The organism is Kaistia sp. SLG-1 (genome assembly GCF_059699055.1).
In genome coordinates, this window is the sequence record NZ_AP048544.1 from 1,880,485 (window position 1) to 1,894,069 (window position 13,585).

Consider the following 13,585-nt stretch of genomic DNA (forward strand, 5'->3'; position numbering starts at 1 on the left):
ATATATGTCTGTCCCGTAGCAGCACGAATGACCCCCAGCGGACGCTCTGCGGATCGCAGCATCGGAAAAGATGATTAAGGATGAGTGACTTCACAGCCGCGACCGATCCCCTTGCCCTTTTCGCAGCCTGGCTGCTCGAGGCGGAGGGCTCGGAACCGAACGATCCGAACGGCATGGCGCTGGCGACCGTCGATTCCGACGGGCTTCCGGACGTGCGCATGGTGCTGATGAAGGATTTCGACGAGCGGGGCCTCGTCTTCTACACGAATTACGGCAGCGCCAAGGGCCGGGAGCTGCTCGCCAATCCCAAGGCGGCGGCGCTGTTCCACTGGAAGAGCCTGCGTCGCCAGGTCCGCGTGCGCGGGCCGGTGCAGCCGGTCACCGCCGAGGAGGCCGACGCCTATTTCAAGACCCGGCCGCGCCACAGCCGGCTCGGCGCCTGGGCCTCGAAGCAGTCCGAGCCGCTCGAATCGCGGTTCGCGCTGGAAAAGTCGGTGGCCGCGCTCGCGGCGAAGCATGCCATCGGCGAGATCCCGCGCCCGCCGCACTGGTCCGGCTTCCGCATCCTGCCGACCCAGATCGAGTTCTGGAAGGACGGCGCCTTCCGCCTGCACGACCGCATCGTGTTCCGCCGCGACGTGCCGGGCGCGGGCGACTGGAACCGCGAACGGCTCTATCCGTAAGCCTTGAGGCTGGCGCCTTCCTTCACCTCTCCCCGGGAAGGCCTTTGCAGGACACCATCCTCATCATGCTGAGGGGCCCGTAGGGCCGTCTCGAAGCACGCACGGCGGCGGTGCAATCGATCGGTTGCACCGAGATCGTGCGTCCTTCGAGGCCCGAGCTGCGCTCGGGCACCTCAGGATGATGGAAATCGAGCGCCGCAGGACGGGCGGACAACGATGCGCAAAGTCGCCTCAAGGAGAGGTGACGGGCAGGGGCTCACCCCGCCGTGCCGCCGACCGTGATCTGGTCGATGCGCAGCGTCGGCTGGCCGACGCCGACCGGCACGCCCTGGCCGCTCTTGCCGCAGGTGCCGATGCCGAGGTCGAGCGCCATGTCGTTGCCGACCATGGACACGCGCTTCATCGCCTCCGGGCCGTTGCCGATCAGCATGGCGCCCTTCACCGGCGCGCCGATCTTGCCGTCCTCGATCATGTAGCCTTCGGTACAGGAGAACACGAACTTGCCACTCGTGATGTCGACCTGGCCGCCACCGAACGAGACCATGTAGAGGCCCTTCTTGACCGAGGCGAGGATCTCGCCCGGATCGTCCTTGCCGCTCTTCATGATCGTGTTGGTCATGCGCGGCATCGGCACATGCGCGTAGGACTGCCGGCGGCCGTTGCCGGTCGGCTTCATGCCCATCAGCCGCGCGTTCTGGCGGTCCTGCATGTAGCCGACGAGGACGCCGTCCTCGATCAGCGTCGTCGATTGCGTCGGCGTGCCCTCGTCGTCGAAGGAGAGCGAGCCGCGCCGGTCGAGGATCGAGCCGTCGTCGACGACGGTGACGCCCTTGGCGGCGACCTGCTGGCCCATCAGCCCGGCAAAGGCGCTCTCGCCGCGGCGGTTGAAGTCGCCCTCGAGCCCGTGGCCGACCGCCTCATGCAGCATGACGCCCGGCCAGCCGGGACCGAGCACGACGTCGAAGGTGCCGGCCGGGGCCGGGACCGCCTCCAGATTGACCAGCGCCTGGCGCAGCGCCTCGTCGACGGCGAGGTGCCAGCGCTCAGTGGTGACGAACTGACCGAAGCCCTCGCGTCCGCCCATGCCGTAGGAACCCTGTTCCTGGCGGTCGCCTTCGCCGGCGATGATCGAAACGCTGACGCGGACCATCGGCCGGATGTCGCGGCGATAGGTGCCGTCGGGACGGAGGATCTCGATCACCTGCCAGGAGCCCGCGAGCGAGGCGCTGACCTGGCGGACGCGCGAATCCTTCGCCCGCGCATAGGCGTCGATCGCCTCGAGCAGCTTGACCTTGTCGGCGAAGCTGGGGCTGCCGAGCGGGTTCTCGTCGGTGTAGAGGATGCGGTTGGTGCCCTGCGGCGGTTCGGCGAGCGTGCCGGAATGACCGCGCTTCACCGAGGCAACCGCCTCGCCGGCGCGGCGGATCGCGTCGAGCGACACCTCGCCGGCATGGGCGTAGCCGACCGCCTCGCCCGCGACGGCGCGCAGGCCAAAACCCTGGCGCGTGTCGAAGCTGGCGCCGGAAAGCCGGCCATTGTCGAAGACGAGGCCCTCGGACTGGGCGTATTCGAGATAGAGCTCGCCATCGTCGGCGCCGGAAAGGGCCTCGGCCACGACGCCTCGGGTCTCTTCGCGGTCGAGGCCGGCGCGCGCGAGAATGGACAGTTGTTCATCGGCCATGGGAAGCTCCGGGAAAGTGTGTCAGCAGCTGAAATAGGCGATCGCGCGCCGTTTCGCACCCCTTGCAAGCCCGGACGCGACAGATCGATCCGCCGGGCAGTCGGATCATGGGTTGTTGCAGGCGTTGCCGAGCGCCGCGGGAATATCGGTTTTCAGCGCGGCGATCCGCGCGTCATAGGCGCTTTGGAGGCAGGCGACATTGCCGCCGCAGGCCGCGCGCTGGGCCAGGAAATCGCGCGCCGCGTCGTGGCGATTGCCGTTGCCGCCCATCATCATCGGGATCTTGCTGTAGGCGAACCAGAGCGCCGCCATCTCGGTATCGCGTTCGGAAAGCGCCGGATTCCGGCAGATGGCGATCTCGTCCGGCGCCGAGGCCTTGGCGCAATCGAAGCTCGCCGCCCCGGCCGGGATGGCGGTCAGGCCGGAGAGGGCCGTGGCGAGAAGGGCGATGCGGATCATGACGGCCATCCTGGGTTCGCGCGGGAATTTTCCGCGAGCTTGATGCGAAGGAGCGGCCCTGTCGAGCTGCCTGCGACGCGCGACCCATTGCCTTCCGGCCCCCGAATGGCCCATACGCTGCGGCACGGAACAGAGTGAGGGGATCGAAGGCCGCGGCGACGTCGATGACGCGCCTTTGCGCCGCGATCCCGGTGAGGAAGACGGAGACGAGAATGGCGACGGCATTCGGCCTGGACAAGCAGGCCCTGACGATCATCCCGGTGGAGGGCCCGTTGAACGGCCGCGTCACGCCGCCGGGATCGAAGTCGATCACCAACCGCGCCCTGCTGCTGGCGGCGCTGGCCAAGGGCACGAGCCGGCTGACCGGCGCGCTGAAGAGCGTCGACACCAAGCTGATGGCCGAGGCGCTGCGCGCCATGGGCGTCACCATCGACGAGCCGGACGACACCAGCTTCATCGTCACCAGCACGGGCCGGCTGAACCCGCCCTCCGCGCCGCTCTTCCTCGGCAATGCCGGCACCGCCATGCGCTTCCTGAGCGCGGCGGTAACGCTGGTCGAGGGCACGGTCGTCGTCGATGGCGACGCCCATATGCGCAAGCGGCCGATTGGCCCGCTGGTCGAGGCGCTGCGCTCGCTCGGCATCGATGCTTCGGACGCCGGCGGCTATCCGCCGGTGACGGTGCATGGCACGGGCGCGTTCGGCGCCGGCCGGGTCGAGATCGATGGCGGGCTCTCCAGCCAGTACGTCTCGGCGCTCTTGATGGCGGCGGCCTTCGGCAACGGCCCGATCGAAGTCGCGCTGACCGGCAGCGAGATCGGCGCGCGCGGCTATGTGGACCTGACGATCGCGGCGATGCGCGCCTTCGGGGCCGAGGTCGAGCAGATCGACGCGGCGAGCTGGCGCGTGCAGCCGACCGGCTACCGCGCGGTCGACTATGTCATCGAGCCCGACGCTTCCGCCGCGACCTATCTCTGGGCGGCCGAGGTGCTGACCGGCGGCAAGATCGATCTCGGCGTGCCGTCCGACGCCTTCACCCAGCCCGACGCCAAGGCGCGCGAGGTGATCGCCCAGTTCCCGCATCTTCCGGCCGTCATCGACGGCTCGCAGATGCAGGACGCAATCCCGACGATTGCCGTGCTCGCCGCCTTCAACGAGACGCCGGTGCGCTTCGTCGGCATCGCCAACCTGCGCGTCAAGGAATGCGACCGCGTCGCCGCGGTGGCGACCGAGCTGTCGCGCATCCGGCCGGGCCTCGGCACGGAGGAGGGCGACGACCTGATCGTCGCGTCCGACCCGTCGCTCGCCGGCCAGGTGTTGCCGACGCGGATCGAGACCTATGCCGACCATCGCATCGCCATGAGCTTCGCGCTCGCCGGCCTGAAGATTGGCGCGATCACGATCCTCGATCCCGGCTGCGTCGCCAAGACCTACCCGACCTACTGGGAAGCGCTGAAGAGCCTCGGGGTCCAGCTCGCGGAGTGAGGTTGGGTCGTGTCTGAGCCGGGCGTTTCCTTCACCTCTCCCTGAGGGAGAGGTCGACGGCCGCGGGCCGGCGGGTGAGGGTTTACGGCCTCGCCAGTGAGGCTCCGGTAGAGTGATGCTCTATCCTGAGGGTTCCCTAAACCCTCACCCGGAGCTTCGCTCCGACCTCGCCCTCAGGGAGAGGTGAGGGGCCTAAGCCTTTCCGAACGCATCCGTTTCGGTGAATTCATTCCCCCAGGCCGCATTCCCAACCTCGACCATCATCCTGAGGTGCCCGGCGAAGCCGGGCCTCGAAGGAGGGTCCAGGGAACTACCCTGATGCTGACTATCTGGTGGGCTGTGCCAGCTTCAGGATTCGTCGGCCAACTGCAGTGCCCGCTGGACCCTCCTTCGAGGCTTCGCTCCCGCGAAGCACCTCAGGATGATGGTGGAGCGGGTCGATAGCCTGGAAGTCTCAGAATTTTGAGGCGCTACTCAACACGATGAACGCATTGCTCCGCGTAGGCCGCCCTCAGGAGAGGCGCCCTGCGCTCAGTACAGCGACGTGGCGTAGCGGGCGAGCATCTCCGCCTGGGTCTCGGCCGCCTCGTGCGAGCGGGTGTGGTCCCTGAGCATCTCGCCCATGGTCGGCAGGCTATCGCGCGGGACGCGGCTTTCCTGCGCCCAGAGCTTCGAGCGCATCAGCGCCTTGGCGCATTGCAGATAGGCCTCGCGCACCGTCACCACCAGCACGGTGGCGGGGATCCGGTCCTCGGCCATGTGGGCGGTGCGCAACGCGATGTCGTCATCGATCACGGCCGTGCCGTTGACGCGCAGCGTCTCGTCGACGCCGGGGATCAGGAACAGGATGCCGATGCCGGGCCGCTCGACGATGTTGGCAAGCGAATCGATGCGGTTGTTGCCGACGCGATCGGGGATGATCAGCGTCGTGTCGTCCTTGACCGTCACGAAGCCCGGATGATCGCCGCGCGGCGTGGCGTCGCCGAACCCGTCGGCGCCCTGCGTCGCAAGGACGAGGAACGGCGAGAGGCCGATGAAGGCGCGGCAGTGCCGGTCGAGCCGGTCGAGCTGCTTGGCGACGGATCGGGCCTTGGGGGCGCCATAGATGGCCCGCAGTGATTCCATCGTCTCAATGCGGGCCATATGTGGTTCTTCCGTCTAGGGCAGGGCGTCGAAGCCGGGGCCGAAGCCCGTCAGCGAGATCGGAATACCGATACCTTCTTCCGGCGTCTGGAAGATGACGAAGGTCGCGGTCTTGCCGTCGCGCAGCTTCTTGATCAGCTCGTCGTCGAGGATGACCTCGGCCAGGCAGCCGTCCGGCAGGCAGCGCACGAAACCGGCGCGGCCCATCTCGTTCTGGTCGATCTTCAGGCCGAGGCCGGAGGGCAGCAGCACGCCGAGCGGCGCCAGCACGCGCATCACCTTCGCCTTCTTGTCCGCCGTCTTCAGAACGATGACGGAAAGGCCGACATTGTCGCGGTCCTCGGCCGTCACGAACTGCATCATCGAGCAGACTTCGCCCTGCGCGCCCGGGGGCTTGTCGCAGCGCGTTTCCCAGTCGCCATGCATGCCCTTGGAGACGCCCTGCGCCGAGGCGGCACCAGGCATCACGGCTGCCAGAGCGGCGGCTGCAAGGCCTGCCTGAACGATTCGCAGGGGCCTGAATGCGCCTAGGCGCACAGTCGGAAATACCTTCACCGGAGCGATCTCCTCGATTCTCACATGTGTCGCACATCCATGCACGACGAGGCGCGGCGCAGTAACCCTTGCGGGGCGCTTTGGCGAGCGCGATTTGCCGCATCTCATCTCACGATCCCCCGTTGCGAGCCAAAGGGGCATGTGGTTTGTCTCGGTCCATATTCGGCCGATTCCAAACTCTGCGCATGGCAGAAAACGCCCTCGGCCTATACTGTTGTGGAAAATGGCGCAACGGAGGCCGTTTTTCGGTTTTCGTTGCGCTGATCGGCTTCGATGCCGCGATGGCATGGATAGGGAGTGAACACGTGACGAAGGCGATCACGCGTCTCGGATCATTTTTGGCGTTCGGTGGAGCGTCTGTGGCTGTCCTCGGCGGACTGACGGGAGCGGCTCAGGCCGCCCAGCCGGCGCCCTGGTCGATGTGGATGCAGCCCTCTGGCTCTCCGATCATGGACATGATCCACCGCTTCAACGCGGGCATCACCATCGCCATGGCGATCGTGGTTATCGTTGTCCTCTTTCTGCTTGCCTATGTGGTGCTTCGCTTCAACAGGAAGTCGAACCCGGTACCGTCGAAGGTCTCGCACAACACGTTGATCGAGGTCGTCTGGACCCTGGCGCCGATCCTGATCCTGATCGGCATCTCGGTTCCGTCGTTCTCGCTGCTGTTCGCGCAGGCCGACCCGGCCCGCGTCGTCCAGAACTACGATCCGGCCAAGACGCTGACCGTCAAGGCGACCGGCCTGCAGTGGTACTGGAACTACACCTACACCGACCATGACGGCGTCTCCTTCGACTCAACCATGCTCGAGGACAAGGACCGCACCGATCCGGTCAACCAGCCGCGCCTGCTCGCGGTCGACAACGAGATGATCGTGCCGGTCGGCACGGTGGTGCGGATGCAGGTCATCGGCGCCGACGTCATCCACTCGTTCGCCGTCCCGTCCTTCGGCATCAAGATCGACGCCGTGCCGGGCCGCCTGAACGAGACCTGGTTCCTCGCCGAGCGCGAAGGCATCTACTACGGCCAGTGCTCCGAGCTCTGCGGCATCAACCATGCCTTCATGCCGATCGCCATCCGCGTCGTGACGCCGGAGCAGTTCCAGGCCTGGGTCGCACAGGCCAAGGACGATCTGCCGGGTGCCTACAAGGTTCTCGCCGCCGCCGTCGCCAAGGAGAAGGTCGCCCAGGCTTCGGGAACCGCCGTCGAGGTGGCCGCCCGCTGAGGTGGCCGCGTCGCAGGATTGAAATGGATCGGCTCCGGCGCGTGCTCTGCGCCGTGACGCCGCTGGAACACAAAAAGGGAGCAGGCCATGGCCACGGGTGCTGCACACGCTGCTGATCACCACGACCATCCGACGGGTTGGCGTCGTTGGGTCTATTCGACCAACCACAAAGACATCGGCACGATGTACCTGATCTTCGCGATCTGCGCGGGTATCATCGGCGGCGCGCTGTCGGTCGGCATTCGTCTCGAGCTGCAGCAGCCCGGTCTGCAGATTTTCGCCAATCCGAACGTGTTCAACATGTTCACGACGGCGCACGGCCTGATCATGATCTTCTTCATGGTCATGCCCGCCATGATCGGCGGCTTCGGCAACTGGATGGTGCCGATCATGATCGGCGCGCCGGACATGGCGTTCCCGCGCATGAACAACATCTCGTTCTGGCTGCTGCCGCCGTCGTTCCTGCTCCTGATCCTCTCGCTGTTCGTTCCGGGCGCCACCGGCCACAACGGCCCCTCCGGCGGCTGGACGATCTACCCGCCGTTCTCCGGCTCGGGTCCTGAAGGCCAGCCGGGTCCCGCCATGGACCTCGCGATCTTCGCGCTGCACATCTCGGGCATCTCGTCGATCCTCGGTGCGATCAACTTCATCACCACGATCTTCAACATGCGCGCCCCGGGCATGACGCTGCACAAGATGCCGCTGTTCGCCTGGTCGGTGCTTGTGACCGCCTTCCTGCTGCTGCTCTCGCTCCCGGTTCTCGCCGGCGCGATCACCATGCTGCTGACCGACCGCAACTTCGGCACCACCTTCTTCAAGCCCGAGGGCGGCGGCGATCCGATCCTGTTCCAGCACCTGTTCTGGTTCTTCGGTCACCCGGAAGTGTACATCCTGATCCTGCCCGGCTTCGGCATGATCAGCCACATCGTCTCGACCTTCTCGAAGAAGCCGATCTTCGGCTACATCGGCATGGCCTACGCCATGGTCGCCATCGGCGTCGTCGGCTTCATCGTGTGGGCCCACCACATGTACACGACGGGCCTCTCCTTCGAGACGCAGGCCTACTTCGTCGCGGCGACGATGGTCATCGCGGTGCCGACAGGCATCAAGGTGTTCTCGTGGATCGCCACGATGTGGGGCGGCTCGATCGACTTCAAGGCCCCGATGGTCTGGGCGATCGGCTTCATCTTCCTGTTCACCGTCGGCGGCGTGACGGGCGTCATGCTGGCGAACGCCGGTCTCGATCGCTCCTTCCAGGACACCTACTTCGTCGTCGCGCACTTCCACTACGTGCTGTCGCTCGGCGCCGTGTTCGCGATCTTCGCCGGCTGGTACTACTGGTTCCCGAAGATGTTCGGCTACATGTACAATGACACCATCGCCAAGACGCATTTCTGGGTGATGTTCATCGGCGTGAACCTCGTCTTCTTCCCGCAGCACTTCCTCGGTCTCGACGGCATGCCGCGCCGTATCGTCGACTACCCGGATGCGTTCTGGGGCTGGAACTTCATCTCGTCGATCGGCTCGTACATCTCGGCCTTCGGCGTCCTGATCTTCCTCTATGGCGTCATCGACGCGCTCCTGAAGAAGGTTCCGGCTCCCGACAATCCCTGGGGCCCGGGTGCGACCACGCTCGAGTGGCAGCTGTCTTCGCCGCCGCCCTTCCACCAGTGGGAAGTCCTGCCGCGCATTGGTGAGACCAAGCACTAAGCGCAACAATCAGGGGCCGGGATGCGTCCCGGCCCCCATTTACGAGTAACAGTGACGGCGATGTCTGACGTGCACCTCAACCGGATCGACGCTGTGGCCGGCAATCTCGCTAGCCCCTCCGACTATCTCGCGCTGCTGAAGCCGCGTGTGATGTCGCTCGTCATCTTCACGGCATTCGTCGGCATGATGCTGGCGCCGGGCGGCATTCACCCGGTCCTCGGATTCACGGCGCTGCTCTGCATCGCCATCGGCGCCGGCGCCTCCGGCGCGCTCAACATGTGGTACGACGCCGACATCGACCGGGTGATGAAGCGGACCCAGTCCCGCCCGATCCCGATGGGCAAGATCACCGAGGGAGAGGCGCTCGCCTTCGGGCTGACGCTCGCCTGCTTCTCGGTCGCGCTGCTGGCGCTGTTCGTCAATCTGGTCGCGGGCGCGCTGCTCGCCTTCACGATCTTCTTCTATGTCGTCATCTACTCGATGTGGCTGAAGCGCTCGACGCAGCAGAACATCGTCATCGGCGGCGCCGCCGGCGCCTTCCCGCCGGTCGTCGGCTGGGCGGCCGTGACCGGCAGCGTCAGCATCGAGAGCCTCGTGCTCTTCCTGATGATCTTCATGTGGACGCCGCCCCATTTCTGGGCGCTGGCGCTGTTCAAGTCGCAGGACTACCAGCGCGCCGGCGTGCCGATGATGCCGGTCGTCTCCGGCCTTGCCGAGACCCGCAAGCAGATCCTGATCTATTCCGTTCTCCTGGCGCCGATCGGCGTGCTGCCGACGATCCTCGGCTTTGCCTCCTTCGCCTATGGCATCGCCGCCGTGGCGCTCGGCGCCGGCTTCGTCTACCTCGCCTGGCGCGTCTTCCGCATGCCGGACAGCGACGAGACCATGGTGCCGGCGCGGCGCCTGTTCGGCTATTCGATCATCTACCTTTTCCTGCTCTTCGCCTTGCTGCTCGTGGATCGCTGCCTTGGCTTGCTGGGATTTGTCGCGTGAAGGACATCACCATGAGCGAAGACGGCGTGCGTCTTACCCCGGAGCAGAAGAAGCGCCAGCGCGCGCGTTCGATCGCCATCGCGGCGGTCCTGATCGCGCTCGTGGTGCTGTTCTATGTCGTGACCATCGTGAAGATGGGCCCCGGCGTCATCACCAATCGGCCGATATGAGGGAGCGATGAGCGAGCAACCGAACAGGAAGAATCATGGCTTGATTGCAGCCGCCTGTGGCGTCTTCGTCGTCGCCATGGTCGGGGCCGCCTTCGCCTCGGTTCCCCTCTACAGCATGTTCTGCCAGGTGACCGGCTTCGGCGGCACGCCGCTGCGCGCCGAGCAGGCGCCCACCAAGTCGCTCGATCGCACGGTCACCGTCCGCTTCGACGGCAATGTCGCCAACGGCATCGGCTGGGCGTTCCGGCCCGAGCAGCGCCAGATCAAGGTGAAGCTCGGCGAGGTCCAGGAGGTGAAGTTCATCGCCGAGAACCGGACCGACCGCGTTTCGACGGGCACGGCGGCGTTCAACGTCACCCCGGACCTGACCGGCCAGTATTTCAACAAGATCGCCTGCTTCTGCTTCACGTCGCAGACGCTGAAGCCCGGCGAGAAGGTCGAGATGCCGGTGACCTTCTTCATCGATCCCGCCATGGATGCCAACGCGCAGGCGCGGTTCATCGACACCATCACTCTGTCCTACACCTTCTTCCCGAGCTCCGACGAGCCCGCGGCGCCTGTCGCTGCGGTCAAGACGCAGGAATCGGGGAAATCGCTTTGAGAAAGACCGGGGAGCATCTCCATGGCTGAGGCCCACGCCAAGCAACACGACTATCATCTCGTCAACCCGAGCCCGTGGCCCTTCGTGGCCTCGATCGGCGCGTTCGCGCTGGCGGTTGGCGGCGTCGCCTACATGCATGGCAACAGCCTGCTCTGGCTGCTGCCGGGCCTGATTGTCACGCTCTACGTCATGTATGCCTGGTGGGCCGACGTGATCGCCGAGGGCCAGCAGGGCCACCACACCCGCGTGGTCCAGCTGCACCTGCGCTACGGCATGATCCTGTTCATCGCCTCGGAAGTGATGTTCTTCGTGGCGTGGTTCTGGGCCTTCTTCGACGCCAGCCTGTTCGCCCACGAGGCGCAGAACGTCGCGCGCTACGAGTTCACCGGTGGTCACTGGCCGCCGAAGGGCATCGAGGTGTTCGATCCCTGGCACCTGCCGCTGCTCAACACGCTGATCCTGCTCACCTCGGGCACGACGCTGACCTGGGCGCATCACGCGCTGATCCACGACGACCGCGAGGGCTTGAAGTGGGGCCTGCTCTGCACCGTCGTGCTCGGCCTGATCTTCTCCTGCGTGCAGGCCTACGAATATGCCCATGCGACGTTCTCGTTCGGCGGCAGCATCTACGGCTCGACCTTCTTCATGGCGACCGGCTTCCACGGCTTCCACGTCATCATCGGCACGGTGTTCCTGATCGTCTGCCTGCTGCGGGCACTCGCCGGCCAGTTCACCGCGAAGGCGCATTTCGGCCTCGAGGCGGCTGCCTGGTACTGGCACTTCGTCGACGTGGTCTGGCTGTTCCTCTTCTTCGCCATCTACGTCTGGGGTGGCTGGGGCGCGCCGATGCACGGCGCCTGAGCCGAGACAAATCCTGCGACGGGCGGCTTCGGCCGCCCGTCTCTTTTTCGGGGTCTTTCCAAGTGGGGAAGGCCCAGTCCGTCCGGCGGCTTCGCGCCGCCTTCGAGGAGCCTGTCGTTGAGCGAGATGCACCAGCCGGCCCGCGACACGGCCCTTTATCCGCCTCTGACGCCGTCCAGCACCGGCCTCCGCGGCCGATGCCCGCGCTGCGGCGAGGGGCGGCTCTTCAGCGGCTTCCTGACGCTCGCGCCGCGCTGCGCCAATTGCGGCCTCGACTACGCCTTCAGCGATGCCGGCGACGGCCCGGCGGTCTTCGTCATGCTGATCGTCGGCTTCATCGTCGCCTTCCTGGCGCTCTATGTCGAATTCACCTTCCAGCCACCCTTCTGGCTGCACGCCCTGCTGTGGATCCCGCTGGTGATCGCCCTGGCGCTCGGCCTGCTGCGGCCTCTGAAGGGGCTGATGATCGCCATCCAGTACAAGCACAAGGCCGAGGAGGGGCAGCTCGACCAGGGCTGATCCCGCACGCACATGTCCCAGTCATCCGTTCGATCGCCCGTTCGCAGGCTCATCTGGCCCACCATCGCGACCCTCGTCGTCTTTGCGATCCTCTGCTCGCTCGGCACGTGGCAGTGGCGGCGCATGGGGTGGAAGGAGGCGCTGATCGAGCATGTCGACAACCGCCTGAAGGACAAGCCGGTCGCCGCGCCCGGACCGGAGCTCTGGCAGGGCCTCGACCTGGCCGAGGCCGACTACACGCCGGTTACGGTGTCGGGCACGTTCCTGAACGACAAGGAGGCGCATTTCTACGGCGCCCTGATGCAGCCGCGCGGGCCGATCGGCGGCCCCGGCTGGTTCGTGTTCACGCCGCTCCGGACCGATGACGGCTGGATCGTCTATGTGAACCGCGGCTTCGTGCCGGACGCGATGAAGGACGCCGCGAAGCGCGAGCAGGCCCAGTTGCAGGGCCACGTCACCGTCACCGGCCTGCTGCGCCGGCCGGAGAACCCCGGCATCTTCCAGTCCTCGCCCAACCTCACGAAGAACCAGTGGTTCGCGCGGGAGCCGGCGCATTTCGCCGCCACCGCCGGCCTGCCGGCGGATCAGGTCGCGCCCTATTCGATCGACGCCGACGCGACGCCCAATCCGGGCGGCCTGCCGCAGGGCGGCGAGACAACGGTCACCTTCTCCAACAATCACCTCCAGTATGTGGTGACGTGGTTCGGCCTCGCCTTCGCGCTGCTCGGCGTCTACGGCGTCTTCGTCAATGGCGTGCTGAAGCGGAAGGACTGATCCGCGCGTTCGGTATGGGGCGGCTCAGCCGTGCCCGGATTCGCCGGAGAGCATGGCAGGATCGACGCCGATCAGCGCCATGGCGCGATCATATTTCGACCCGAGGTCATGGTCGAAGATCAGCTCGGGGCGGGCGGCGCAGTGCAGCCAGCCATTGGCGCGGATCTCGGCGTCGAGCTGCCCCGGCGCCCAGCCGGCATAGCCGAGCGCCAGCATCGCGCTCTTCGGGCCGGAGCCGGCGACGATCGCCTTCAGGATCTCCAGCGTCGCGGTCAGGCAGATGTTGTCGTCAATCGGCAGCGTCGAATTCTCGATGAAATAGTCGGCGCTGTGCAGCACGAAGCCGCGTCCGGTCTCGACCGGGCCGCCGCGCTGCACGATCATCCGGTTGGCGACCGGCGGCAGCCGGATCTCGGGGCCTTCCGGGATGATGTCGAGCTGCATCAGGAGATCGGCGAAGTCGATCTGCGGGGCGACCTGGTTGACCACGATGCCCATGGCGCCGTCGGCCGAGTGGGCGCAGATATAGACGACGGAGCGGGCGAAGCGGCCATCCTCCATGCTGGGCATGGCGATGAGGAGCTGCCCGTCGAGATAGCTTGGCTCGGAGATCGAGCGAAACCGGTTCCCAATCATGGCGCCAAGGGTACCACGAGTGCCCCAAAAGAAAAATCCGGCAGTTCGCGTAAAGGTCGGGACACGAACAAATGATGGGAGAGGCAAATC

Annotated in this window: 15 protein-coding genes; 10 read left to right on the plus strand and 5 right to left on the minus strand. The window is 66.2% G+C overall.

The window, feature by feature from the left end; translation table 11 throughout:
* The first annotated feature begins 80 nt into the window (after positions 1-80).
* On the plus strand, positions 81-683 hold the full coding sequence (pdxH, locus tag AC6HZP_RS08350; protein WP_497526191.1) for a pyridoxamine 5'-phosphate oxidase: 603 nt from the start codon (positions 81-83) through the stop codon (positions 681-683).
* A 256-nt stretch (positions 684-939) separates the two neighbouring features.
* Here pdxH and tldD read toward each other — a convergent pair whose 3' ends face one another.
* The gene (tldD, locus tag AC6HZP_RS08355) at positions 940-2,364 is read right to left on the minus strand and encodes a metalloprotease TldD (RefSeq protein ID WP_497526192.1); all 1,425 of its coding nucleotides are present in this window, start codon (positions 2,362-2,364) and stop codon (positions 940-942) included.
* 105 nt (positions 2,365-2,469) lie between these two features.
* Positions 2,470-2,823: a lysozyme inhibitor LprI family protein gene (locus AC6HZP_RS08360; protein ID WP_497526193.1), complete on the minus strand. Its 354-nt coding sequence runs from the start codon at positions 2,821-2,823 to the stop codon at positions 2,470-2,472.
* A 212-nt stretch (positions 2,824-3,035) separates the two neighbouring features.
* Here AC6HZP_RS08360 and aroA point away from each other — a divergent pair, with 212 nt between their 5' ends.
* Positions 3,036-4,307: a 3-phosphoshikimate 1-carboxyvinyltransferase gene (gene aroA / locus AC6HZP_RS08365; protein WP_497526194.1), complete on the plus strand. Its 1,272-nt coding sequence runs from the start codon at positions 3,036-3,038 to the stop codon at positions 4,305-4,307.
* Positions 4,308-4,838: 531 nt separating this feature from the next.
* Here the strand turns inward: aroA and AC6HZP_RS08370 are convergent.
* Both AC6HZP_RS08370 and AC6HZP_RS08375 read right to left on the minus strand, forming a co-directional pair.
* Positions 4,839-5,450: a pyridoxamine 5'-phosphate oxidase family protein gene (locus AC6HZP_RS08370; RefSeq protein ID WP_497526195.1), complete on the minus strand. Its 612-nt coding sequence runs from the start codon at positions 5,448-5,450 to the stop codon at positions 4,839-4,841.
* A 15-nt stretch (positions 5,451-5,465) separates the two neighbouring features.
* Complete coding sequence (locus AC6HZP_RS08375) at positions 5,466-5,915, minus strand: invasion associated locus B family protein (RefSeq protein ID WP_497526196.1); 450 nt, start codon at positions 5,913-5,915, stop codon at positions 5,466-5,468.
* Between the two features lie 371 nt (positions 5,916-6,286).
* Between AC6HZP_RS08375 and coxB the strand changes: the two genes are divergently transcribed.
* The 8 genes from coxB (at position 6,287) to AC6HZP_RS08415 (ending at position 12,859) form a co-directional block, all read left to right on the plus strand.
* The gene (coxB, locus tag AC6HZP_RS08380) at positions 6,287-7,231 is read left to right on the plus strand and encodes a cytochrome c oxidase subunit II (protein WP_497526197.1); all 945 of its coding nucleotides are present in this window, start codon (positions 6,287-6,289) and stop codon (positions 7,229-7,231) included.
* A gap of 87 nt (positions 7,232-7,318) precedes the next feature.
* Complete coding sequence (ctaD, locus tag AC6HZP_RS08385) at positions 7,319-8,941, plus strand: cytochrome c oxidase subunit I (protein ID WP_497526198.1); 1,623 nt, start codon at positions 7,319-7,321, stop codon at positions 8,939-8,941.
* A 60-nt stretch (positions 8,942-9,001) separates the two neighbouring features.
* Positions 9,002-9,934, plus strand: coding sequence for a heme o synthase (gene cyoE / locus AC6HZP_RS08390; protein ID WP_497526758.1), 933 nt, complete (start codon positions 9,002-9,004; stop codon positions 9,932-9,934).
* 11 nt (positions 9,935-9,945) lie between these two features.
* On the plus strand, positions 9,946-10,104 hold the full coding sequence (locus AC6HZP_RS08395) for a cytochrome c oxidase system small membrane protein (RefSeq protein ID WP_201403122.1): 159 nt from the start codon (positions 9,946-9,948) through the stop codon (positions 10,102-10,104).
* 7 nt (positions 10,105-10,111) lie between these two features.
* Entirely contained in the window at positions 10,112-10,705 is a 594-nt protein-coding gene (locus AC6HZP_RS08400) for a cytochrome c oxidase assembly protein (RefSeq protein ID WP_497526199.1), read from the plus strand.
* 21 nt (positions 10,706-10,726) lie between these two features.
* Positions 10,727-11,566 (plus strand): cytochrome c oxidase subunit 3, encoded by an 840-nt coding sequence (locus tag AC6HZP_RS08405; protein ID WP_201403124.1) that lies wholly within the window; start codon positions 10,727-10,729, stop codon positions 11,564-11,566.
* Positions 11,567-11,692: 126 nt separating this feature from the next.
* Positions 11,693-12,085 carry a DUF983 domain-containing protein gene (locus AC6HZP_RS08410; protein ID WP_497526759.1) on the plus strand — a complete coding sequence of 131 codons (393 nt, stop codon included), beginning with the start codon at positions 11,693-11,695 and terminating at the stop codon, positions 12,083-12,085.
* A 12-nt stretch (positions 12,086-12,097) separates the two neighbouring features.
* On the plus strand, positions 12,098-12,859 hold the full coding sequence (locus AC6HZP_RS08415; protein WP_497526200.1) for an SURF1 family protein: 762 nt from the start codon (positions 12,098-12,100) through the stop codon (positions 12,857-12,859).
* Between the two features lie 24 nt (positions 12,860-12,883).
* On the opposite strand, the gene AC6HZP_RS08420 is transcribed toward AC6HZP_RS08415, so the two are convergent.
* The gene (locus tag AC6HZP_RS08420) at positions 12,884-13,495 is read right to left on the minus strand and encodes a YqgE/AlgH family protein (protein ID WP_497526201.1); all 612 of its coding nucleotides are present in this window, start codon (positions 13,493-13,495) and stop codon (positions 12,884-12,886) included.
* Between the last annotated feature and the right edge of the window lie 90 nt (positions 13,496-13,585).